Raw genomic sequence first — 22578 nt, 5'->3', positions numbered from 1 at the left:
TACATTTTTTACTATTAATAGATTGCCTTTTTTGCATTTTGAATTGAATGTCGCTACATATAAGCGAGATCGAGGGGACATTTTTAGCAGGAATGGCGCAGCCGCAGAGGGTGAACGATAGGTCCTTCAGCCCAGATCAGTCACTCGCACCCTCTCCCGCACGAGAAAAGGCGAATCGTGGCCGGGGACCACCAGATCTGCGACCTCGACGATCCTCGCCATGCTCCTCATGGCGAGCTCCCTGTCCACGTGTAGGCGGGGCGGAACCCACCTCAGATAGTTTCCCATCAGGGGGATGGCGTCTCCCGCCATCACCGTCCGCCGGGAGGACTCGCAGACGACGGATATGCTATCCAGGCTGTGGCCCGGCGTCTCCATGATCCAGACGCCTGAGGCCACATGATCCCCCTCCTTCAATCGCCCCACCCCCTCTCCAGAGAGGATTCGGGCCCGAGGGAAGAGGCCGTTATTTCCGGAGTGGTCGGGGTGGTCGTGGGTGTTGATGACCAGGTCGACCTCCTCAGGAGAGAGGCCCAGGGCCGCCAGCTCCCCGACTATCAGCTCCTCCTCCCCCTCGGTGGCGGTGTCGACGACGATATTTCTGGACTGGGTGAGGATCAGGGTCACCGAGGACCGGGCGTCCAGGATGTTTCCCGCCTCGTCCCTCTCCAGGTGGCCCGGCTTCAGCAAGAACGCCCGGGGCCGGGCTGCAGCCATGTCTCCTCCGTTCGTATCTGCTCCTCCGTTCGTATCTTCTCGCCCGGCTCGGGGTCATCCCCTCCGGCCCTACCATCTCGTTTCGCTCTCTGCGGCCCCAAAATTCAGTCCAGGAGCGGCTCGAGCTTCAAAATGAGCCTCTCCACCTGCTCGACGGCGGTTCCTATGTACTGGTGGGGGTCGAGAAGCCGTCTGATCTCGTCGCCGGTGAGGATACCTGCGACCGTCTCCTCCTCGATCAGGACCCCGGCGAGGGCTCTATCCTCCTCGACGGCCCGCATGGAGGCGCTTCTCATGATCTCGTGGGCCTTCTGCCGGCCGACGCCCCGCTTCGCCAGCTCCACCATCACCGACTCGGCCATGTTCAGGCCCTTCAGCAGGTTGAGGTTCTTCTCGACCTGATCGGGCCTTATGGTGAGCCCCTCCAGGATCCGGGCGGTGAGGGCGAGGAGGTGGTCGGTGAAGATGAAGGCCTCGGGGAAGATGACCCTCTCGCAGCTGGAGTTGGTGAGGTCCCTCTCGTCCCATAGAGGTATGTTGGCGAATGCCGGCTCGATCTGAGCCCGGACGACCCGGGAGAGGCCGGAGACCTGCTCAGACTTGATGGGGTTTCTCTTGTGGGGCATGGTGCTCGAGCCCACCTGCTTTTTGCCGAATACTTCACCGACCTCTCCGATCTCGCTCCTCTGGAGGGTCCTGATCTCAACGCAGATCTTGTCCAGGGTCGATGCGACCAGCCCCATCCAGCAGATCATCTCGGCGTGTCGGTCCCTCTGGACGACCTGGTTTGAGACGTCCACCTCCCGGAGGTCCAGAATCTCCATCACCCTCTCCTGGATCTTCATGCCGGTGGGGCCAAAGGCCGCCTGGGTCCCGACGGCGCCGCTCATCTTGCCCACGGCGGCCCGGGGCTTGAGCTGGCCGAGCCTCTCCAGGTGGCGGGCCATCTCCGAGGCCCAGACCGCAAACCGGAGGCCGTAGGTGGTGGGAACTCCGATCTGGCCGTGGGTCCTGCCGGCGCAGACGAGATGCTTGTGCTCCTCGGCCCTGGCCAGGAGGACCCCGAGAACCCTCTTCAATTTCACCTCCAGGACCTCCAGGGAGGCCTTGATCTGAAGGCCGGTAGCCGTGTCCAGGATGTCGTTGGAGGTGGCGCCCAGGTGGACCCACTCTCCTGCCCACTCGCAGGACTCGGCCAGGGCGTGGACGACGGCCATCATGTCGTGGCCGATCTCGTCCTCGATCTCCTTAGCCCGCTCGGGGCTCGCCGCGCCGGCGGCCCTCTCGATGTCTTTTGCGGCCCCCTCGGGGATGAGGCCGAGCTCCTCCTCGGCCCGGGAGAGGGCGGCCTCGACCAGAAAGAGGCACCGAAACCTGTACTCCTCCGACCAGAGGTCCTTCATCTCGGGATTTCCGTAACGAAACTCGATGGGATGGATCGCCATAATCAAAGCTCCAACCGGTGATGCCGATGGGAATAAAAGGAGCTTTTGGTCGAGCCGGATGGCCTCCCGCAATCGAGCTCGCCATCATCTCCTTCCTATTCCCGATCGATCTATCGGTCAATAATCCGAAATCGGGGGTGGACCTCGGCCAGTCGGGCCCGAAGATCGCCCAGGGTTCGATCGAGATCTTCGGAGATCCTCCTTCGCCTCCCGCCGTCCTCCTGGACCTCGTTTACGGGGCCCCGATCCGGCGGGCAGAGGGGAGAGCCCCCCACCTCGTTTTTGAACAGCTCGGCCCAGAATGGGGGTAGATACTCCCGGACCTCCTCTCCCTTCATGATCTGGAGGGCGGCAGCCCAGGAGACCGGAACTACTCCCAGGTTGTAGCCGCCGCCCCCCAGGGCGAGGAGCCGCCCCTCGGCGTACTGATCTTTCAGCTCCCCGATCCGTGAGACGAGCCGCCCGTAGCCCGAGAGGGTCAGGTTCAGGTCCGCGAGGGGGTCGGCGTAGTGGGCGTCGGCACCGAGCTGGGAGACCACCACCTCCGGCCTGAAGGCCTCAAAGAGAGGGGGGACGATAGCCTCGAAGGCCCTCTCGTACTCCCGGTCACCCGAGCCCGGGGGCAGGGGGATGTTCACCGAATATCCGAAGCCCGTCTCCTCCCCCAGCTCGTCGACGAAGCCGGTCCCGGGGAAGAGGTGTCTTCCCGACTCGTGGATGGAAACGGTGAGGACTCTGGGATCGTCGTAGAAGACCTTCTGGACCCCGTCACCGTGGTGGGCGTCGATGTCGATGTAGAGGACCCGGCCGAACTTTCTCCTCAAGGTCCGGATGGCCAGGGCCGGGTCGTTGAAGATGCAGAAGCCCGAGGCCCGGTCGGGCATGGCATGGTGCAGGCCCCCGGCGAAGTTGAAGGCGACGCAGCCCTCCTCCGCGATCCTCCTCGCGGCATCGATGCTTCCTCCAGCGACGAGGCGGGAGGCGTCGTAGATCCCCTCGAAGACGGGGTTGTCGCCGATCCCCAGGCCGAAGAGGATGTTCGGCATCTCGGACCTGACCGCCTCCAGGTACTCGGGGGTGTGGACGGAGAGTAGCTCCAGCTCGCTCGCCAGAGGCGGCTCGACGACCTGGACGTCGCCCTCGTCCAGGAGGCCGTAGTCCTCCATCAGCCGATAGGCCAAAGCCAGACGGACCGGCCTCAGGGGATGGTGGGGTCCGAAGTTGTATTCGGAGAACCGATCCGAGTAGTATAGGTATATCATCTTTAATGAGGGAAGTTGTCGGGAACGTCCAAAAAGGTTTTGCTCTCGTGGTGCACGAGATCGACTGCTGATGCGAGGTGAACGATATGAATATCCCGAAGACCATGCGGGCCATGGTTCTCGAAGAGCCGAGAACGCCCCTGAAAGAGAAGAGGGTCCCGGTCCCCCGGCCAGGCCCCGGAGAGATTCTGATCAAGGTCCGGGCCTGCGGCGTCTGCAGGACCGACCTGCACATCGTAGACGGCGAGCTGCCGGAGCCGAAGCTCCCCCTGATCCCGGGCCACGAGATCGTGGGGACGGTCCTCGCCGGGGGCGAGGGCACAGATCGCTTCCGGATGGGGGAGAGGGTGGGGGTCCCCTGGCTCGGCTATGCCGATGGGACCTGCCCGTACTGCAGGAGGGGAAAAGAGAACCTCTGCGACGACGCCCTCTTCACCGGCTACACCATCGACGGCGGGTACGCCGAGTACGCCCTCGCCGACCAGCGGTTCTCCTTTCGGCTCCCCGACTCCTACGGCGACGCCGAGGCCGCGCCGCTGCTCTGCGCTGGCCTGATCGGCTACCGGTCCTACCGGATGGCGACAGCGGTTCCCGGTGCGGAGAGGATCGGAATCTACGGATTTGGGGCCGCAGCCCACATCATCGCCCAGGTGGCCCGGTTTCAGGGACGGGAGATCTACGCCTTCACCCGCCCCGGCGATCTCGAGGCCCAGAACTTCGCCCTCCGGCTCGGCGCAGCCTGGGCCGGAGGCTCAGACCAGGAGCCGCCCGTTCTCCTGGACGCCGCCATCATCTTCGCCCCCGTGGGTCCCCTCGTCCCCGCGGCGCTGAGGTCTACGGCCAAGGGCGGGACCGTCGTCTGCGCCGGGATCCACATGAGCGAGATACCCTCCTTCCCCTACCAGATCCTCTGGGAGGAGAGGGTTCTGCGGTCTGTCGCCAACCTGACCCGGCAGGACGGCGAGGAGTTTCTGAGAATCGCCCCCCGGGTCCCGGTGAGGACCGAGGTGATGCCCTTCGCTCTGGAGGAGGCGAACCTCGCCCTGGAGAGGCTGCGGTCCGGAGGGATCGAGGGGGCGGCGGTCCTGGTGATCTGAGCACGCTATCAAATCACGACTGCGACTCTTTGGTTATCTTCAGCCCCAACCGGTTGAGCCCACCGGTTTAGCTTGCCGACGTCCGAAGCGCGCGAGGTCTGCAACCTTCAGCCCCCAGGCACCCTGGATCTGCTGGCCCCGTAGCTTGGAGAGATCCGGGGTAGTCGCTGAAGTGTAGCTCCTGATAGGTATTGGGTTGCGGAGAGGGGCGTAAAACCCCGCCCTTCAAGGCGGGAAGTAGTCACCACCGGCCAATAGCGCCCCCACGGCCTTCGAGGCGTGGCCCACCAGCCCTCCGAAGATGGAGTAGGCGAGGATCATGTAGGCTGGCATTCCGAACAGATCGACGGGGGCCGCATACCACCAGGCTCCGGCGGCGATCGGCAGCGACTCGCATATCGGTCCTAGGAGGGCTCCCGTTCCCATCATCGCCAAGGTCGCCCTCTCCCTGAAGGCGAAGATCACCGCCGCCGCCAGAGCTGCCCCACCCGCCAGGGCGAGAGGTGGGTTCATGCCCAAGGAGACGAAGATCGCGATCTCGGCGCCGATCCCCGCCAGGGCCAGGGGCAGAGCTCTTGGAGAGGAGGTGATCGTAACGTCAGTTCCGAGGAGGGCTCTTGTCAGAAGCCAGACCGCCGGGGGAAAGCAGGCCCAGATGGGGAAGTTCCAGGGAGGAACGTAAGGGAGGCCTCCGGTGTTGGCGTAGGTCCAGAGCCCTCCCGCCACGCAGGCCATCTCCGTCAGGGGACCGAGGATCGAGCCCGAAAGACCCATCGCCGCCGCCATTCTTGGATCGCCGAGGATCAACCCCAGAACTATCGGCGGCGGCAGCAGAAGGAGGGCTGCGAAGTAGGGGCTGTCCCAGAAGGTCGCCAGGACGAGGGTGCCGTAGGCGGCGAGGATCGCGACGACGGCGACGTCCCCTCGTCCGGAAAGTCTCATCTAATCCTCTCCCGCGAGCTCTCTGACCTTTGCGATGTTGCCCCGATCGTCCCTCCTCTCGTCCGAGGGGGTCTCCAGGATCAGAGGGCGAGTTCTTATGCCGGGATGGCCGAGGATCAGCCTGAACCCCTCCTCGCCGATCTCGCCCAGGCCTATGTGCTCGTGGCGGTCCAGCTTAGAGGCGAGGGGGCCTTTGGAGTCGTTGAGGTGGACGACCTTGATCCTCTCCAGGCCCACAGTCCTATCGAACTCCTCCATCGTCTCCCCCAGCCCGTCCTCAGTCCTCAGCTCGTATCCTGCCACAAAGGCGTGGCAGGTATCGAAACAGGCTCCGACCCGGTCATCCCGGCCCACCCGTCTCATTATATCCGCCAGATCCTCAAAAGATCCGCCGACGCTGTTTTTGGAGCCAGAAGTCGTCTCTAAAAGGAGGATCACCTCGTTGTCTACGGAGGAGAGGACCTTTATGATCGCCTCGGCCGTCCTTTCGATCCCCTTCTCCTTGCTCGCGTCCAGGTGGCTTCCCAGGTGGGTGACCAGGTATGGTATCCCCAGAAGTTCGCACCTTTCGAGCTCTCCGGCCAGGGCGGCCACCGACTTATCGTATACGTCATCCTTGGGCGTGGCGAGGTTGGGGAGGTAGGGCATGTGGTCGATGGGGGGGGCCATGGCGGAGAGGTGGAGCTTCCTCTTGAACTCCTCGGCAGCCTCTTCAGAGATCTCCTTCGCCCTCCAGCCCCGGGGGTTTCGGGAGAATATCTGGAAAGTGTCGCATCCGATCTCTTCGGCCCTATCCACCGCCCGATCTATGGAGCCCGCGATGGAGACGTGCGCTCCGACTTTGACCATATCGTCGTCCTCCTGAATCCGTGACGTGACCCGCTGGATTATACGACCTCCAGAGATGGCGTGCTAGGTCACAGACACGGGCCAAATCCTCGGAGGCACCTCTTTTGAGAACCGTTTTATACTTTCCCGAAGAGCCCCGACTAGAGAGGTCGGCGGCACTTTCGTCCGCCCTCACCCGGCGCCGATGAAGAAAAAGAGATGGCTGATTTTGTGATGAGCCCTATGAGTCCTGAGGCGCCCGGGGCCTCTCAGACCACATCATCCCGCCTCGTGCCCACCCCACTTCTTCTCTAGCCCTCATTCGCCTGGGACCGAGCCCACCGGTCCACGTTATCGATGAGGTTGAACTCGATGATCTTCTTCGCGTCGTTCAGCATCTCCGCCACCTCGCCTATGGTGAACTTGGTGGCGTTGCCCGCCCGGTTCGCCACTTCGATCTCCTCGTCGAGGCTCACGCCCTTCCCGGTGGTGAGCATCTCGGAGAGTTCGCGGCAGGCCTTCTTCAGGTAATCGATCGAGTAGTCTGCCATCGATTCCCTGTCCTGGAGGTTCTTGTTGACCTCCCTTATCGACCAGCACATGGTAATTATATTCTCGTACATCTTCATCCACCGCCCTTCATCTCGCACATAAGGATATTTAATAGCTCTCGTCATCAAAAATAGTGGGGCTGGTGCGATTCGAACGCACGATCGACGGGTCTCTCCGATACCGAGAGCGATTCTCTCAGTGCTCCAACGGATCATCAACGGCCTCCCCGTCGAGAGGCCTCAGCAGACCCGTTGCTCATCATCAATAATACCGCTGGAGCCCGTCGCCATACCTGACTAGGCCACAGCCCCTCAAAGCGGGCCGAGAGGGATTTGAACCCCCGACCTAAAGGTTAAGAGCCTTTCGCTCTGCCTGACTAAGCTACCGGCCCGGACTTTCCATATACTATGCTGGTTAAATACGTTTCGGCTTTGAAGAGAGTTGGCGCCGGAGGCGGTCCTCTCCTCAGATCGTGTTGATGTACCTCTCGACCTCCCAGGGGTGGACGTGGTTGTTGTACATCTTCCACTCAAGGGATCCAAGCCTGCTGAAGTTGGCGTAGACGTGCTCACCGAGGGCGTCCCTGATGACCCTGTCCTCCTCCAGGCAGTCGAGGGCCTCCCGGAGGTTCGAGGGAAGGAGCCTGATCCCCAGCTTCTCCCGCTCCTCGTCGGATAGCTCGTAGATGTTCAGGTCGACGGGGTCGCCGGGGTCGATCTTCCTCTTGACGCCGTCGAGGCCCGCCGCCAGGATCGCGGCGAAGCCCAGGTACGGGCTGCAGGAGGGATCGGGCGACCTAAACTCGAGCCGCGTGCTCAGGCCCCTGCCGCTGGGGACCCTGATCAGGGAGGAGCGGTTCGGGCCTGACCAGCCGATGTAGACGGGGGCCTCGAAGCCCGATACGAGCCGCTTGTAGGAGTTGATCAGGGGGTTTGTGATCGCGGTGATGGCGCTCGCATGCTCCAGAAGGCCGCCCACGAAGTAGCGGGCGAGGTCGGAGAGCTGCATCTTCGCCGCCGGGTCAAAGAAGGCGTTATCCTCGCCCCGGAAGAGGGATATGTTCACGTGCATCCCGGAGCCTGCCGCACCGTAGATCGGCTTGGGCATGAAGGTGGCGGCAAGCCCGTTCTTCATCGCGATCGTCCTGGTTACGTACTTGAAGGTGACTACGTTGTCGGCGGTCCTGAGCGCCTCTCCGTAGGTGAAGTCTATCTCGTGCTGCCCCTTCGCCACCTCGTGGTGAGAGGCCTCGATCTTGAAGTCCATCTCGGTCAGGGCGAGGACGATCTCCCTTCTTATATCCTCGGCCAGATCCACGGGGCCGAAGTCGAAGTAGCCTGCGAAGTCGTGGGGCTTTGTGGTGGCTCTGCCGTTCTCCATGTTGAAGAGGAAGAACTCCAGCTCAGGGCCGACGTTCATGGTGTAGCCCATCTCCTCGGCGTTCTTCATCGCCCTCTTCAGAACGTACCGCGGGTCGCCCTCGAAGGGCTGGCCGCTCGGCTTGTAGACGTCGCAGATCAGCCGCGCGACGTTCTTGTTCTCTCTCGCCCTCCAGGGCAGGATGGCGAAGGAGGAGATGTCCGGTCGCAGGAGCATGTCCGACTCCTGGATCCGCGCGAAGCCCTCGATGGAGGAGCCGTCGAAGCCGGTCCCCGAGTCGAGGGCCTTTCCGAGCCTCGTGGCAGGGATCGAGACGCTCTTCACGAGCCCCTGGATGTCGGTGAACTGCAACCTCAGAAACTCGACGTTCTTGTCACGGATGGTCTCTAACAACTGATCTATTGAGTACATGATTGGTCATACACCCCTTGATGCAGGTCTCTTGAGCTGGCGACCCCCGTCCCTTGCCCATCAGCTCGGTTCGGTCCGGCCGAGAGGCGGGCTTTGGAGGCTGCAGACTCCTCTAAAGACCCCAGATGGACTGACCTCCTTTAATATAGTCATCGGCCCGGGGGGTGCGATCTCTCCATCAATTACCCTTATCTATTGGCATATACCACGAACTTGTCGGTAGATCAAATGTCTGGTGCAAAGGTTCTGGTTGTTGATGCAGGCGGGAGGGGAAACGCCATAGCCCACGCCTTCGCCAGGAGCCCTCTGGTGGAGCGGGTCTACGTCGCCCCCGGAAACGCGGGAAGCTCGATGCTCGATAAGTGCGAGATCGCCCAGAAGAGGGGACGCCCCATCAAGGAGATCGCAGATCTCATCTCCTTCGCCAGGGAGGTGGGTATCGATATGACCTTCGTCGGGCCCGAGGGCTACCTCTCCGACGGGATCGTGAACGTCTTCTCGAAGGCGGGGCTACAGATCGTCGGTCCGCGGCGGGAGGCGACGATCCTGGAGGGGAGCAAGTGCGACACCAAAGACTTTCTCCAGAGCATCGGGGTTCCCATCCCTCGCCACCGAAACTTCAGCAATCCCGACGAGGCGAAGGAGTACGCATCCGCCTTCTATCGAGATTTTCCGGAGAAGAACCTGGTGGTGAAGGCCGACGGCCTCGCCGCGGGGAAGGGGTCGATCGTCTGCAGCTCCCAGGAGGAGGCGGTCTCGGCGATCGAGAGGATCATGGTGGAGCCGAGGCTCTTCGGCGACGCCGGCCGAAGGGTCGACATCGAGGAGAGGCTCTCGGGAAGAGAGCTGATGTTCTTCGCCGTCTCCGACGGGCGGACCGTCCTCCCTCTGGAGTCGGCGATGGACTACAAGCGGGCCTTCGCCCCCGACGAGGGGGTGGCGATCCGCCTCTTCAACAAGCTCTCGGGAAACCCGAACCTGGATAACAACCCCAACACCGGCGGCATGGGCGGATACTCGCCCCACCCCTGGCTGGACCAGGATCTAACAGACCGGATCATGGAGACGATCGCCGTTCCCACCATAAAGGGGTTCAAGGAGGTGACCGGCTTCGAGTATTCGGGGATGATCTACTTCGGCCTGATGATCTGTGAGGAGGAGGAGGAGAAGGTGCCGCGAGTTCTCGAAATAAACGTGAGGCTCGGCGACCCGGAGGCCGAGGTGATCCTCCCCCGTCTGGAGACGGACATGTACCTCCTCTCCAAGGCCGTCCTGAACAAAGAGCTCGACTCCATAGACCTCGAATGGTCCCCCGAGGCCTGCGTCGGGGTCTGCGCCATCAGCGGGCGTGTGATCAAGCCGGTGACCAGCGGCGGGACCGAGGAGGAGAGGCCCGGCTACCCCGGTCCCCACTACACCAACATGCCCATCCGGGGTCTCGAAAAGGTCGACCCCGACGTTCTGGTCTACCACAACGGAACGGCCTTCGGGACCGACGCCGCGGGGAACGAGCAGCTCTACACCACAGGTGGCAGGGTCCTCACCGTCGTCGGCCGGGGCGAGAGCCTCACCGAGGCGAGGGAGAAGGCCTACCGGAACATCCGAAAGATCAGGTTCAACGGGATCAGGTACCGCAAAGACATCGGCCTATCCCCCTGAAACCTTATCCCTGAAACGTGAAATTATAATATTGCTTTATGAATCTTGGAGCTGGTCGAGAGATGGAAGCTGACCGAAGGACGATCGTTTTGGGATTGGAGGGGACCGCCTGGAACCTCAGCTCCGCCCTGGTGGACGAGGAGGACGTGATCGCCGAGAAGAGCGCCACCTACGTTCCCGCCAAGGGCGGGATCCACCCGCGGGAGGCGGCCCAGCATCACGCAGAGCACATGGCCGGGGTGGTCAGAGCCGTCCTGGACGCAGCCCGAGAGGACGACCTCAAGATCGACGCCGTCGCCTTCTCCCAGGGGCCGGGGCTGGGGCCGTGCCTGCGGACGGTGGCCACGGCAGCTCGCGCCCTCTCCCTGCGGTTCGGCGTCCCCCTGGTGGGGGTGAACCACTGCATCGCCCACATCGAGGTGGGGAAGTGGAAGACCGGCGCCACCGATCCGGTCGTGCTATACGTCAGCGGCGGAAATTCTCAGGTCTTGGCCCTGAGGCGAGGTCGCTATCGAATCTTCGGCGAGACCCTGGACATCTCCGTCGGAAACGCCCTGGACAAGTTCGCACGGCAGGTGGGCCTCCCCCATCCCGGCGGCCCCAAGCTGGAGGCTCTCGCAAAGTCCGCGAAGGAGTACATACCGCTTCCCTACGTGGTCAAGGGGATGGACTTCTCCTTCTCCGGCCTCTCCACCGCCGCGGCTCAGGCAGCAAAGAAGCACGATCTCGCCGACGTCTGCTCCTCCTTCCAGGAGACGGCCTTCGCCATGCTGGTCGAGGTCTCGGAGAGGGCCCTCGCCCACGCCGAGAAGGAGGAGGTGCTCCTGGTGGGCGGCGTCGGCGCCAACTCCCGCCTCCGCGAGATGCTGAAGATCATGTGCGAGGAGAGGGGGGCGCGGTTCTTCGTCCCCGAGAAGAGGTTCATGGGCGACAACGGTTCCATGATCGCCTATACCGGCCTGGTAATGATGAAGAGCGGTGTCACCACGCCCCTCGCCGAGTCGAGGGTCCGGCCGGGGTATCGGACGGACGAGGTGGAGGTCACGTGGCAGTAGGTTCTCAAGGGTGGGCGATCTATGGTGGAAGAAGATCGGGAGACATTGAACGAGGGCTGGCACCGGTTTTATCCTGAGGAGCCGCTCATCTCCTTTTGCAGGGTGGAAAGACCATGAGTCAACGTGACTTTTTAGAATATCATAAATCAATTGCTGCGGAACTAAAGGCTACCAAGGACCGTGTTCAATATTTGATCGGTTCAAATCATTGGCTCACGGTTGGGGAACATAAAGAAGCAGTCCTTAGAAAAGTACTTAGAGGTCATATTGCTGAGACGTATCACATTGGAACCGGTTTCGTATGCGGTCCGGATACAACATCTCATCAAATCGATATACTCATAAGTTCACGTGACAAGCCGATTTTGTTTGAAGATGGAGAACTGAGGATAGTCACTCCAGACATGGCGATTGGAATCGTTGAAGTGAAAACCCGGATGCCGATGTCGAGAGACTTGGAAGAGGTTCTGCAGAAAATTGCTGATGATGTTGAGATGATACGCACCAACGGAAATCAGCAATGCTTGGCGGGCCTTTTCATTTATGAGCCCTACAATACCATCGGAGGACCTGAGCGCATTCTTGGTATCGTTCAAAAGGTCACCAATGGAGAAGAAAGCCGAGCGATAAACTGGATCGCCGCAGGGCCGGACATTTTCATTAGGTATTGGTGTAAAGGAGAAGACGCCCAGAGCATTCAAGGACCGGTATGGCATAGCTACTGTTTGTCTGGTTTAGCACATGCGTACTTTTCGAGTAATGTCGTGTGGGACATATGTCCACACTCCGAACTCAATATGCAGTATGCTTGGTTCCCTATCGAAGGCGGAAAGGAACGTTATCGTCAATGGTATATCGGGCTAAATGATCTTCAGCCACGAAGGTTTAGCTTGGTCAAGGAGGCTGCAGCAAGTCGGTCCTGAAATCGGATCAAATCTAGGTAACGCATAAATCGTGTGAAAAATGGCGAGATCGTGTAGTTTAAACTCCTTAACCGATGACCCATGTAAATTATTTCGATGTTGAATACGACAGAGATTATTTTTGATCCGTTGTCAGGAACGCAATGGTCCGCTATAAAAGATATCGCTGGGCATGAAAGTTTTCCACAAGACAGGTACAGCAGAATCGATCGACGAAATATATAAATCACCGATTGAACAAATTAGAATAGAGGTGGATATAGTTGAAATCGAATAGATCAATCTGCATCTTACTCGCCTTCGCGGTGATCCTTTCGGCCTCGGCCCTCGCCGTCGAGGCCCCCTCCTCGCCCTTCGAGCCCGAAGAGGAGGTCGCGCCCGACACTCTCGGCGGATCAATCGATGGCCCGCCGTCGGGAGAGCCCACAGCCACCATGCCCGCCGCCGGCCCAGAGCCGTCGTATACGCCGTCGGCCTCCTCGGGGGAGGCCGAAGCCGACCTCTCCCAGGGGGAGACCCTGACCCGCAGCCGGGCCAGCTCCATCGGCGGCAGCAGCGCCCTCGCCACCATACCGGGGATGCCGGGGCTCCAGGCCTTCATCCTCTACAACGGGGCCTGGAGCATGAATCCCTCGGGCTTCTGGCCCGGCCAGAGGACAAACCTCCTTCTGGATAACGACCGGCCGCAGCAGCTCTGGTCTTACGAGATATTCCCAGACGGGCGGGATGAGTGGATCTCCATCGGATACGTGGCGGAAGGGTACATCAACGGCTGGTACGAGGCGGTCGAGCCGGGATGGCACCAGCTGGCAGTCTATGGCGAGATGACTGGATGGAGCAACGTCCTCTGGATCTACGTCTGGCCGGGCGGGGCTCCGGCCACCGAGCCCGATATCCGGATAGTCACCCAGGCCGTGGACCCGGCCACAGGCAGGGTCTACTACTCCTACAACTCGGCTGGACTGCAGATCTTCAAGATCAAGGTCCTGGTAACGGGGCCGGACAAGTTCGACCTCCGATCGGTCCACTACCAGCTCCATCCCACCTTCAGCCCCTCAGAACAGACGAGCACTGACCCCTACAACGACTTCGAGCTGGAGCTCTGGACCTGGGGAGCCTTCAATATGCCGATCACGGTGACCATGAAAGACGGGAGGGTCTTTGAGTACGACTACGACTTCTCCTTCGGCGATCTGCTGAGAGACGCCCAGCGGCGGGGGGTGCCCTTCGTCCGTGTGAGGTGAGCCGCCCGCCGCTCTGCCGCCTGAGCAGACCTTTTTTTCAGCGGGGTCGTCAGGGTCGTCAACCGTCACCAGAGCCTGCACCCTCTCGGCCCGTGCTCCTCGAAGTACCTCTGGTGGTACTCCTCGGCCCGATAAAACTCGGAGGCGGAAACGATCTCGGTGACCATCTCTCCCCTATAGAGGCCCGACCTCTGGAGCTGCTCCATCTTGGCCCGGGCCGCCGCCTCCTGCTGGGGGCTGTGGTAGAAGACCGCCGAGCGGTACTGGCTCCCGACGTCCGGCCCCTGCCGGTTCCTGGTGGTGGGATCGTGGATCGACCAGAAGAGGTCGAGAAGCTCTTCGTAAGAGACGACCCCCGGATCGTAGATCACCTCCACCGCTTCGCCTCTGTCACCCACGATGTAGGAGTAGTGAGCGAGCCCCTCAGATTCAACTCTTTCAAACAGCATAAAACTCAGCTCCGACCTCGATAGCTCAGCCTTTTAGCGTTTAAATCCACAGTATTTTTAGGATGGATCCCAGTATGAAACCTGTTCTGAGCTGAAGGCAGCCGACCGATGGCGCTAAATTTCATTACTACAATATACAGAAGAATTAATACACAACTTCACTTATACTCAGGTCCCATGTGGGGCAAATCGATATCGTTCATTATTTTTTTGATAGCGGTCCTATCGACCGGAGCCTTTGGCCTTGAGGCCGCTGCCTACGAAGATGCCGGAAGCTCGGACCTGAACGAACTTCCCGAGACTTCCCAGAGCCTTCTGGAGTTTGCGGGCCAGGCCCTCGCCTACGTCGAGGAGAACGGCAAGCAGAGAGCTCTGGAGGAGTTCAACTACGGAACCGACCTGTTCGTCACAGAAGACCGATACATAATCGCCTTCGGATTTGATGGGACCTGCCTCGCTCATCCCTTCAGACCGGAGATGGTGGGAGAAGACCATACCGACTTTCGAGATGTTAATGGCGTACTTTTGAACAGAAACCTGAACGACGTTGCTTCAAGAGGCGGAGGCTTCACCTACTACGTCCGGCCCAACGCCCAGAAGAACGACACCCCTGAGCTGAAGCTCTCCTACATCGCCAAGGTCGACGACGAGTGGTGGCTCGGGACCGGGGTCTGGCTACCGGAGGTTTCGGCCGTCTTCAGCGCCGAGTCCCGCCTCGCTCTGGTCGATCTAGTCGATGAGGCCGCCGCCTACGCCCAGGAGAACGGCAGGGAGAAGGCCCTGGAGGCTTTCGGCGACAGAGACGGTGAGTTCGTCGACGGCAACCGCTACATCTTTGCCTACGACTTCGACGGGCGGGTTCTGGCCCACCCCATCCAGCCGGAGCTGGTGGGAGAGGACCGGTCCGAAGAGCCTGACCACTACGGCGCCCACTTCATTCGCGATCTCATGGACGCCGCTGAGGAGGGGACGGGCCTCGTCTACTATTCCTACCCGGACCCGGCGAAGAAGATGACCCCCTCCGTCAAGCTCGGCTACGTGAGGGCCGTGGACGAGGAGTGGTGGCTCGGCTCGGAGATTTACATAAACGAGATCGGAGAGGTCGAGGAAGCCGAATCGTCTCACCAGCCACCGGCATCGAAGGAGGAGCTGGCGGCCTTCGTCGAGTCTGCGGCCTCCTACACCCAGATCTTTGGCAGGGACCTCGCGACAAAAGACTTCATGAACCTCGAAGGTCCCTTCGTGAGGGGAGACGTCTATATCTTCGCCGCAGATTTCAACGGGACGAGCCTTGCTCTCCCCTACCTTCCCTCGGCCGTCGGGACAAACCGCCTCGACCTTCAGAACTCCGAAGGCGTCCGCATCAACCGGGAGATGAGGTCGATCGCCGAAAACAGGAGCGGCTTCTTCGAGTACCTATGGACAAATCCCATCTCGGGCGAGACGGAGCCCAAGACGAGCTACGTGACGAAAGTCGACGACGTCTGGTGGCTTGGGGCTGGGATCTACCTTGAGGGCGAGGAGAGGGCAGCTGACGCCTGAAATTGCAAAAATAGATAACTGTCTGGAGTCCTAATTCTAGTGTCGAATGGGACCCTAAATCTTTTGGATCCTCGCTGTTTCATGTGAGTAGATTGAACTTGAGTTTCCCTAATCTAAGATATATAGTTATGATAAAATTCTTTGTGGTTCTGAATCTTCTCGCGTCGTCTTTTGCTGATTGGATGAGGCTATTTATTCCCTCTAAAATTCCGTTATCTATTCTAGAGTTTATATAGTTCAGAACTCCTTTCCAATGCCCCTTGATCGCTTTTGCGGTATCAATAAGAGCTATGGGATCAACATCAACTCCAGCCGCGACTCCAAGGAGAAGTACCAGCTGATCATCTCGAAAAAGCACTGGCGGCTCAAGGTTTCCGGCTTCTTTCTCATCCTCAGCTTCGTGGCGCTAGCTGCTGCCCTCGCCCACTACCTGCTGATGGTGCCGGCTCCGACGTGAGGAAAGTCGTTCAAGTGGTGAGCGCCGCCGGAGGAGCCGGCGGTGGGGTTGCTGGAGCCGGTCATCGCAGCGCAGCAGGGTTATATATAAAAAGATTTAAAATATCCCCGAGCTCTTCGGGCAGAAAGAGGGGGAGGTTGGAGGTTTGAGCAGATCGGCTCAAAGGGAGATGATTTGAGCATATCTATTCAAAACTCGGATATTTGGGCATATATGCTCAAATCACGCTCGAATATCTCCGGCCACCATCACCATCATCTATTCTCCGGCCCGGGTCCCCTCCCCTCTGGACTGGGGCCGGAGGACCACCAAATTTTCCCGACCGCCGCTCACCTCACATCGCCGCCGCCCAGAGCGCTCCGCCCACCAGGGCGCCGAAGAGGGTGGCGAAGAGGTTGACGCCGTTGTTGCTCAGGTATCCTCGCGACTGGAGAGTCGCGCCGAGAAGGCTATCGAAGTTCGTTCCGAGAAAGCCCCCCAGGAGGGCGGCGGCCAGGCCCGAAAGGCCCGCCATCCCCGTCGCCACGGCGAGGAGGCCGGTGAAGAGGGAGCCGAAGATCGAGGCAGCCTCGCCGAGGAGGGTGACGCCGCCGTCGACGCCCGGCTGGACGGGCTGAAGATTGGTGATCATCCGGGGGGTCGACCTAGCCGTCTCGCCGATCTCGCTCGCCAGGGTGTCCCCGGTGGCGGTGGCCACCGAGGCCAGGAAGGCGAAGGCGAAGAGGTCTGAGCCGTAAACCCCGTAGAGGACCGCCAGGGCCAGGGGTATGAGGCTGTTGCTGTAGACGTTCTTGTAGCCCCGGACGCCGCCTCGGGACTGGGCTATCCTCATCTCCTGCTTCTTTGCGTACTTGTACCTGGTAAACCCGCTCCCCAGGAGGTAGAAGGAGAGGAGGAGGAGAAACCAGAATATGTTCGCGAAGAAGATGACGAGAAGGCAGACGATAACCTCGCTCAATACGGCCTCGGAGTCGGCCGCCTTCATCCTGTAGGCGGCGATCCCCAGGGCCAGGGCGAAGACGTATATGCCAGCCATGTATTCAAGTTCCGGAAGAGGATAATCGAAGCTGAAGAGCCACATCACCATGCAGGAGCCGAAGGGGACGGCGAAGTCCCTCTCCGCCCTCCGGGAGGCGGAGTGGAGGAAGGCGCCGGAGAGCCCCCCCAGGGTCGCCAGGAAGAGGAGCCTCTCGGGCTCGAGGCCGGCGTCGGTCGCCGTCCAGAGGATGGCCAGGCAGCCGAGGACCGTCGTCGCCGCCAGGTAGGAGAGGCTCCCCGCGAGACCCGCAAACCTCCGGGAGGCCGCGGCCCCGAAGGTGGGGGCGACGAAGGATACCGCCACCAGATAAAGGGGGAGCTTGAGGCTCGTCGGCTCAAGTCCGAAGCTCAAAACGAGGAGGAAGGCGAGGGAGGCGGCGAGGACCCTAACCCCCCGCTCTGCGACGAAGAGGGCCAGAAGGGGGAGAACGGAATAAAGCCCGGCATAAGGAATGAACAGCACCGTTAGACCCACACAGATCCTCGCCCTAGCCTCTCTCTTCACGGACCGCTAGATGAAGGGGATCGCAAAAATACTTTCTCTCGAGGGAACCGTCCAGGTGCCGAAATGCTCGACCGCGCGCGCGAAAAACTGCTGGAGAAGGAGATCAGGAGGGGCGAGGTCCCATCCTGCATAGCCGTCGTCATCTCCACCGAGGCGAATAGGTCCCGATGGTGGCGAAAGGTTTGCGAGGTGGCGGGCTGGTGCACCTCCCTGGGGGTCCGCGAGGCGACGCTCTTTCCTGAGCGGGCCGGGGCCGAATCGGTCGAGGAGATCGCAAGAGAGCTATCGGACATCCCGGCAAAGGGTAGGCTTCTCGCAGAGGACGAGGAGATCGGCTTCGGGAAGGGCGGTCCTATGAACCTGGTCGTCTTCACCGGCCGAGGCGGAAAGGCGGAGGTGACCGAGGCGATCAGGTCGATTCTCGAAGACGTCAAATCCGGCCTCGTCAACCCCGACGAGATCGACGAGGCCGCCATCGAGTCGAGGCTCCGGCTCCGGCAGCGACCCGACCTGATGATACGGCTGGGGGGAAAAGAGCTGAGCGACTTCATGATCTGGCAGTCGACCTACTCTGAGCTCTACTTCATCGACCGATCGTGGGACCGGCTGGAGAAGGTCGACTTTCTTCGGGCCGTCAGGGACTACCAGAGGAGGGAGAGAAGATTTGGGAGATGATCAACCCTCATCCTGCGGATGGGCGAGGGCGACGAGGCCCAGGTACTCCGGAGGCACGTTCTCGGATATCACTATGTTCTCGCTCACGGTCATCATCTTAACCCCCGCCTCCTGAGCCGCCTCGGCATCGACCCTGATCACCCGGGGGTTATTAGTCCTGAAGGTGCCCACGTACCAGGCCTTCTCAGGGGTGGTGGAGAGATGGACGTAACGCTGGGTCGCCGCCTTCAGCCCGACCTCCAGGATCCTGTCCGCCTCCTCCTCGTTCGCTCCGTAGTAGAGGTCGGAGAGCTCGTTTGGAGGATAGTCCAGGCTCACGTCCACCGAATGGCCGTACTTCGCCCTGATCTTCCCCTCCCTGATCTCGTACCTCTCCTTGGGGTCTGACTGAACGAGGGCGATCACCAGCCTTTTATTGGCCCAGCGGTACCTGGTCCCGATCACCTCGGAGAGATGGTCCAGCTCCACCCAGCCTCTTGGGCTCATGTCCAGGCCGAGATCGTCGGGGAAGTGTCTGAGGGCTCCCGCCACCAGCCTGCCGAGCTTCTCGCTTCTCTCCTCTTCGAGGACGATCTGACCGGCGTTGCCGCATTCGCAGCGCTCTCCCCGGAAAAACCCGTGTTCTGGACATCTCTTGATCACGCTTCTCTCCTCCGGCAGGAATAGAAGATGGCCCTATTGATAAATATAGCTGACTCCAGAGGATGACGGACTTCAGACCGGCGAGACGGCTCGAGAGCCGCGATCCCGGCCATCTGGCACGCCAACGCCCCAATCTCGCAAAATCCGGGTCCAGAGCCGAGGCTCCGAGGTCGATGGTGCGAACCGCGGGCAAAGCCTGAAATAGAATTTGAACTCAGAGATCTGTCCATGCTGGATTTGGACGAGATCGAGAGAGGGCTGAAGTGCAGCGACCTTCTTGATCTGGACGATGAGCAGCTCTCCGCCGAGCTGGAGACCTTTTTCCATACTTTGGAGGAGCGGGATCGCCAGATATCCGAGACCCTGGAGGCTCTCATGGCGGAGGTGAAAGAGCTCATCGCCCTCTCCGACGAACTGGAGTCCGAGGACGAGATCTGCAGGTGATGCCCTTTGGAGACGCTGCCAGACGTTCAGGCCTGTCAACCCGAGTACCCCATAAACCTCACCCGCGTCGGCCTCACCGGGGTCAAGAAGCTGGTCAAGGTCCTCCGAGAGGACGAGGGGCGGCCGATAGTCCTCATCTCCAACTTCGAGGTCTTCGTCGACCTGCCCTCGGACCGGAAGGGGGCGAACCTGTCCCGAAACTTCGAGGTGATAGACGAGGTCTTGGAGGAGGCCGTAAACGAGCCGGTCTACGTGATCGAGGAGCTCTGCGGCGAGATCGCCCGCCGGGTTTTATCCAAGCACGAGTACGCCACCCGGGCCGAGGTGAAGATGAAGAGCGAGTACATCGTCGAGAGGAGCTCGCCCGTCACCAGGACCGCAGGCCAGGAGGTGGTGGACATCTTCGCCGAGGCGGTGGCCAAGGCTGGCCACGTGAGGAAGCTGGTGGGGGCCGAGGTGGTGGGGATGACCGCCTGCCCCTGCGCCCAGGAGATCATGAGAGACCAGGTGAGAAAGGAGCTTTTGACCCTCGGCCTCAGCCAGGAGGAGGCCTTCGATTTTGCGGCGAAGCTCCCCGTGGCCACCCACAACCAGAGGGGTCGGGGCATGATCTCGATCCAGGTCTGCGACCGACGCTGTGTATCCCTCGACGAGATAATCAAGATCATCGAGAGATCGATGAGCTCGCGGGTCTTCGGCCTTCTCAAGCGGCCCGATGAGGCTCTGGTGGTCCAGAGGGCCCACAACAACCCCAAGTTCGTAGAGGACTGCGTGAGAACGATGGCCCAGAAGTTGGTCGAGGCGTTCGAGGACCTGCCCGACGACGCTGTGATCGTCTTAAAGCAGGTGAACGAAGAGAGCATCCACCAGCACAACGCCTTCGCCGAGAGGTCCGCCACCATGGGGGAGCTTCGGGCGGAGCTGGGGACCGAAGATTCCGCCAGCGCGAGAGAGGTGCCTAAGAGATGACCGAGAAGAAGATAGAGCTTATGGGAGGCTGCCTGTCTGCCCTCCTCGCCGAGAAGGAGATCATAGCACGCTACGAGCTTCTCCAGCGGGTCTACGACTGCGTGAGGAGGGCAGACCTCACCGCAGAGGAAAAAAAGGAGCTCGAGAAGATCCTCGGAAAAAAGCACGTCGCTTCAGCCATATTCTTCAACCTCCTCAGCGGCGAGCCGATCTTCATCAACCTCCCCAAGCTCGACAGCGTGATGAAGATCAACGACCGGATGTTCCACTTCGTCCACACCGGAAACTACGCCGACCCCGACTTCGCCCTGGCCTTCAAGAGGTACCAGGACTCGGGAGAGGAGATCGATGAGCTCGCGAGGCTGAACCTCAGAGACCTCCTGGTGGAGTTCATGGCGGGGGCGGGTTACACCCCGGCCGACGGCTCCTCGGGAAGGCTCGCCTTTGCTGGCCCCAAAGGCAAGAGGCTCGACTTCTGGATCTTTCCCTCGATCGAGGAGGTGGAGCTGGTGGAGGGGATGGAGGGCTCTGTCGTCATCGTCCCCCACGCCGAGAGCCCCGGACCTTTCATCGCCTTCTTCCGGGAGAAGGGGGAGGTGGCGGAGCTCGCCGAGATCAAGGTCTGGGTCGCCAACATGGAGCAGGGGACGATCGACCCCTTCATCGGCTACCCCAAGGACCTGGCCATCTACAAGCAGTTCAAAAACCCCCGGATGGCCATGATGGTGAAGACGAACTGGGGCCGGAGGATGGGGTAGGGGCGCGGGGTTGGGCATTCTCCGGGGAACAGCTGGCTTCTGCCCCGGCCTTTGGCTGCAGAGGTTTTGGGATGACAATATCTCATACCAGAACTACGTCATCTCTTTCCCTGATCCGCTCGTAAAGCTTCCTGTCGGTGCTAAAAAGGGGCGCGTTCATCTTCTCGGAGGCTGCGACGAAGAGCGAGTCGTAGATCGGGATCCGGTTTTCTGTGGCGATCTCAAAGGCCTCCTCCAGAAGCTCCTGGGAGGGGATGGCCCTGCAGACTCCCAGGATGAACTCCCTGGATAGCCCCAGCACCCTGAGGGCCTCGCTCTTCGGCTCGTCGAAGAAAGCGACCCTCTTCCAGGCTACGTTGGCCACCTCGGCCATCGGAGCACGAAAAGAGAAGATCAGATCTGCGCCGAGGGAATAACAATAACCCCCGGCTTTGGACTTTTCGCGTTTCACCCCAGCATCTTCCCCATCCTCTCCAGGGCCTCGGTGAGCCTCTCCTTGGAGGCGGCGTAGGAGATGCGGACGTGACCCACGCCGCCGGGGCCGAAGGCCGACCCGGGCGTGGCCGCCACCATCGCCTCGGAGAGCATCCTCTCGGCGAAGCTGTCTCCGCCCCCGAACTCCGAGACGTCGGGGAAGACGTAGAAGGCCCCGCCGGGAAGAGAGCAGACGATCCCGATATCCTCAAGCCCCGAGACCAGGAGGTCTCTTCTCTCCTTAAACTCGGCCACCATGGCGCGGATGCTATCCTGGGGGCCCTTGAGGGCCTCGATCCCCGCCCACTGGACGAAGGTGGTGGCGTGGGAGACGGAGTGAGAGAGGATCCTGTTCACCCACTTCATCACCTCCTGGGGCCCTGCGAGGTAGCCGAGCCGCCAGCCGGTCATGGCGTAGCACTTGGAGAAGCCGTTGACGGTCACCGTCCTCTCAGACATCCCAGGAAATGACCCCATGCTGATATGCTCCTGGCCGTAGACGATCTTCTCGTAGATCTCGTCGGAGAGGACCGCGAGATTGTGGTCGATGGCCAAATCCCCGATCTCCTCCAGGATCTCCCGCCCGAAGACGGCTCCGGTGGGGTTGGAGGGAGAGTTCACCAGGATCATCCTCGTCTTGGAGGTGATCGAATCTGCGAGGTCGGTGGGCTTGAACTCCTCGTCCACCTGGGCCCACCGGACCCTCCCCCCGGCGAAGTTGACGCAGGGTTCGTAGCTGACCCAGGAGGGTCCTATCAGGACGCACTCGTCCCCCTCGTCCAGGAGGGCCTGGATCGCGGCGAAGATGGCCATCTTCGCTCCGGGAACCACCGAGACGAGATCGGGGGAGATCTCGATGCCGTTGTCGTTGTAGAGCTTCTCTGCGATCGCCGCCCGAAGCTCCGGGATCCCGCTGGTGGGGAGGTAGTGGGTCTCCCCCCTCCGGATCGAATCGATGGCGGCATCGCAGATGTTCTTCGGGGTATCGAAGTCGGGCTCTCCCACCCCCAGGTCGATGACGTCGAGGCCCGCGGCGTTCAGCTTCTTGGCCATCGCCGAGATCTTCATGGTGGTGGACTCGGGGATCGAGGCGAGTCTCTCTGAGACCAA

Annotated in this window: 23 protein-coding genes, 2 tRNA genes and 1 pseudogene; 11 read left to right on the top strand and 15 right to left on the bottom strand. The window is 61.0% G+C overall.

Annotated elements, in window-relative coordinates:
* Positions 1-126: 126 nt before the first annotated feature.
* The 3 genes from ACP5EL_RS00220 to ACP5EL_RS00210 all read right to left on the bottom strand — a co-directional run bounded on the left by ACP5EL_RS00220 (position 127) and on the right by ACP5EL_RS00210 (position 3424).
* Positions 127-717, bottom strand: coding sequence for an MBL fold metallo-hydrolase (locus ACP5EL_RS00220; RefSeq protein WP_428400408.1), 591 nt, complete (start codon positions 715-717; stop codon positions 127-129).
* A 104-nt stretch (positions 718-821) separates the two neighbouring features.
* Positions 822-2162, bottom strand: a complete 1341-nt coding sequence (gene purB, locus ACP5EL_RS00215; RefSeq protein WP_428400407.1) for an adenylosuccinate lyase — start codon at positions 2160-2162, stop codon at positions 822-824.
* Between the two features lie 110 nt (positions 2163-2272).
* The gene (locus ACP5EL_RS00210) at positions 2273-3424 is read right to left on the bottom strand and encodes an acetoin utilization protein AcuC (RefSeq protein WP_428400406.1); all 1152 of its coding nucleotides are present in this window, start codon (positions 3422-3424) and stop codon (positions 2273-2275) included.
* A gap of 104 nt (positions 3425-3528) precedes the next feature.
* Here ACP5EL_RS00210 and ACP5EL_RS00205 point away from each other — a divergent pair, with 104 nt between their 5' ends.
* A complete protein-coding gene (locus ACP5EL_RS00205; RefSeq protein ID WP_428400422.1) occupies positions 3529-4521 on the top strand; it encodes a zinc-dependent alcohol dehydrogenase family protein in 993 nt (330 codons plus the stop codon).
* A gap of 225 nt (positions 4522-4746) precedes the next feature.
* On the opposite strand, the gene ACP5EL_RS00200 is transcribed toward ACP5EL_RS00205, so the two are convergent.
* The 6 genes from ACP5EL_RS00200 to glnA all read right to left on the bottom strand — a co-directional run bounded on the left by ACP5EL_RS00200 (position 4747) and on the right by glnA (position 8634).
* Positions 4747-5463 carry a hypothetical protein gene (locus tag ACP5EL_RS00200; protein WP_428400405.1) on the bottom strand — a complete coding sequence of 239 codons (717 nt, stop codon included), beginning with the start codon at positions 5461-5463 and terminating at the stop codon, positions 4747-4749.
* Entirely contained in the window at positions 5464-6312 is an 849-nt protein-coding gene (locus tag ACP5EL_RS00195; RefSeq protein ID WP_428400404.1) for a deoxyribonuclease IV, read from the bottom strand.
* 290 nt (positions 6313-6602) lie between these two features.
* Complete coding sequence (locus ACP5EL_RS00190; RefSeq protein ID WP_428400403.1) at positions 6603-6920, bottom strand: hypothetical protein; 318 nt, start codon at positions 6918-6920, stop codon at positions 6603-6605.
* Positions 6921-6977: 57 nt separating this feature from the next.
* A tRNA-Trp gene (locus ACP5EL_RS00185) sits at positions 6978-7154 on the bottom strand.
* Positions 7155-7160: 6 nt separating this feature from the next.
* Positions 7161-7234 (bottom strand) — tRNA-Lys (locus ACP5EL_RS00180).
* 74 nt (positions 7235-7308) lie between these two features.
* On the bottom strand, positions 7309-8634 hold the full coding sequence (gene glnA / locus ACP5EL_RS00175; RefSeq protein WP_428400402.1) for a type I glutamate--ammonia ligase: 1326 nt from the start codon (positions 8632-8634) through the stop codon (positions 7309-7311).
* A gap of 228 nt (positions 8635-8862) precedes the next feature.
* Between glnA and purD the strand changes: the two genes are divergently transcribed.
* The 4 genes from purD to ACP5EL_RS00155 all read left to right on the top strand — a co-directional run bounded on the left by purD (position 8863) and on the right by ACP5EL_RS00155 (position 13515).
* Entirely contained in the window at positions 8863-10293 is a 1431-nt protein-coding gene (gene purD, locus ACP5EL_RS00170; RefSeq protein ID WP_428400401.1) for a phosphoribosylamine--glycine ligase, read from the top strand.
* Positions 10294-10355: 62 nt separating this feature from the next.
* Positions 10356-11348, top strand: a complete 993-nt coding sequence (locus ACP5EL_RS00165) for a bifunctional N(6)-L-threonylcarbamoyladenine synthase/serine/threonine protein kinase (protein WP_428400399.1) — start codon at positions 10356-10358, stop codon at positions 11346-11348.
* 95 nt (positions 11349-11443) lie between these two features.
* The gene (locus tag ACP5EL_RS00160; protein ID WP_428400398.1) at positions 11444-12271 is read left to right on the top strand and encodes a DUF6602 domain-containing protein; all 828 of its coding nucleotides are present in this window, start codon (positions 11444-11446) and stop codon (positions 12269-12271) included.
* Between the two features lie 263 nt (positions 12272-12534).
* The gene (locus ACP5EL_RS00155; protein ID WP_428400397.1) at positions 12535-13515 is read left to right on the top strand and encodes a pYEATS domain-containing protein; all 981 of its coding nucleotides are present in this window, start codon (positions 12535-12537) and stop codon (positions 13513-13515) included.
* A gap of 65 nt (positions 13516-13580) precedes the next feature.
* Here the strand turns inward: ACP5EL_RS00155 and msrA are convergent, their stop codons facing one another.
* Positions 13581-13964 carry a peptide-methionine (S)-S-oxide reductase MsrA gene (gene msrA / locus ACP5EL_RS00150; protein ID WP_428400396.1) on the bottom strand — a complete coding sequence of 128 codons (384 nt, stop codon included), beginning with the start codon at positions 13962-13964 and terminating at the stop codon, positions 13581-13583.
* Positions 13965-14174: 210 nt separating this feature from the next.
* Between msrA and ACP5EL_RS00145 the strand changes: the two genes are divergently transcribed.
* Positions 14175-15506, top strand: a complete 1332-nt coding sequence (locus ACP5EL_RS00145) for a cache domain-containing protein (RefSeq protein WP_428400395.1) — start codon at positions 14175-14177, stop codon at positions 15504-15506.
* 79 nt (positions 15507-15585) lie between these two features.
* Here ACP5EL_RS00145 and ACP5EL_RS00140 read toward each other — a convergent pair.
* A pseudogene (locus tag ACP5EL_RS00140) lies at positions 15586-15771 on the bottom strand (transposase); the annotation flags it as partial.
* Here ACP5EL_RS00140 and ACP5EL_RS00135 point away from each other — a divergent pair.
* Positions 15760-15963 (top strand): hypothetical protein, encoded by a 204-nt coding sequence (locus tag ACP5EL_RS00135; RefSeq protein ID WP_428400426.1) that lies wholly within the window; start codon positions 15760-15762, stop codon positions 15961-15963. The pseudogene ACP5EL_RS00140 and the gene ACP5EL_RS00135 overlap by 12 nt on opposite strands.
* A gap of 334 nt (positions 15964-16297) precedes the next feature.
* Here the strand turns inward: ACP5EL_RS00135 and ACP5EL_RS00130 are convergent, their stop codons facing one another.
* Positions 16298-17506, bottom strand: a complete 1209-nt coding sequence (locus ACP5EL_RS00130) for a TIGR00297 family protein (protein WP_428400394.1) — start codon at positions 17504-17506, stop codon at positions 16298-16300.
* Positions 17507-17569: 63 nt separating this feature from the next.
* Between ACP5EL_RS00130 and ACP5EL_RS00125 the strand changes: the two genes are divergently transcribed.
* Positions 17570-18181 (top strand): undecaprenyl diphosphate synthase family protein, encoded by a 612-nt coding sequence (locus ACP5EL_RS00125; protein ID WP_428400393.1) that lies wholly within the window; start codon positions 17570-17572, stop codon positions 18179-18181.
* Here the strand turns inward: ACP5EL_RS00125 and ACP5EL_RS00120 are convergent, their stop codons facing one another.
* Positions 18182-18823 (bottom strand): RNA 2'-phosphotransferase, encoded by a 642-nt coding sequence (locus ACP5EL_RS00120; RefSeq protein WP_428400392.1) that lies wholly within the window; start codon positions 18821-18823, stop codon positions 18182-18184.
* A 228-nt stretch (positions 18824-19051) separates the two neighbouring features.
* Here ACP5EL_RS00120 and ACP5EL_RS00115 point away from each other — a divergent pair, with 228 nt between their 5' ends.
* Genes ACP5EL_RS00115 through ACP5EL_RS00105 form a run of 3 tightly spaced genes read left to right on the top strand, consistent with a single transcriptional unit; the run spans position 19052 to position 20994 of the window.
* Positions 19052-19267, top strand: a complete 216-nt coding sequence (locus ACP5EL_RS00115) for a hypothetical protein (RefSeq protein WP_428400391.1) — start codon at positions 19052-19054, stop codon at positions 19265-19267.
* A 6-nt stretch (positions 19268-19273) separates the two neighbouring features.
* A complete protein-coding gene (mptA, locus tag ACP5EL_RS00110; protein ID WP_428400390.1) occupies positions 19274-20236 on the top strand; it encodes a GTP cyclohydrolase MptA in 963 nt (320 codons plus the stop codon).
* The gene (locus ACP5EL_RS00105) at positions 20233-20994 is read left to right on the top strand and encodes a hypothetical protein (RefSeq protein ID WP_428400389.1); all 762 of its coding nucleotides are present in this window, start codon (positions 20233-20235) and stop codon (positions 20992-20994) included. Before mptA ends, ACP5EL_RS00105 begins: the two co-directional genes overlap by 4 nt.
* An 82-nt stretch (positions 20995-21076) precedes the next feature.
* Here the strand turns inward: ACP5EL_RS00105 and ACP5EL_RS00100 are convergent, their stop codons facing one another.
* The gene (locus tag ACP5EL_RS00100) at positions 21077-21445 is read right to left on the bottom strand and encodes a type II toxin-antitoxin system VapC family toxin (protein ID WP_428400388.1); all 369 of its coding nucleotides are present in this window, start codon (positions 21443-21445) and stop codon (positions 21077-21079) included.
* Positions 21442-22578, bottom strand: coding sequence for a pyridoxal phosphate-dependent aminotransferase (locus ACP5EL_RS00095; protein ID WP_428400387.1), 1137 nt, complete (start codon positions 22576-22578; stop codon positions 21442-21444). Before ACP5EL_RS00095 ends, ACP5EL_RS00100 begins: the two co-directional genes overlap by 4 nt.

The sequence above is a fragment of the Methanocrinis sp. genome (assembly GCF_049974945.1).
Classification (GTDB): domain Archaea; phylum Halobacteriota; class Methanosarcinia; order Methanotrichales; family Methanotrichaceae; genus Methanocrinis.
The sequence above is the reverse complement of the archived record's forward strand: the minus strand, read 5'-3'. Positions and strand labels throughout refer to the sequence as shown.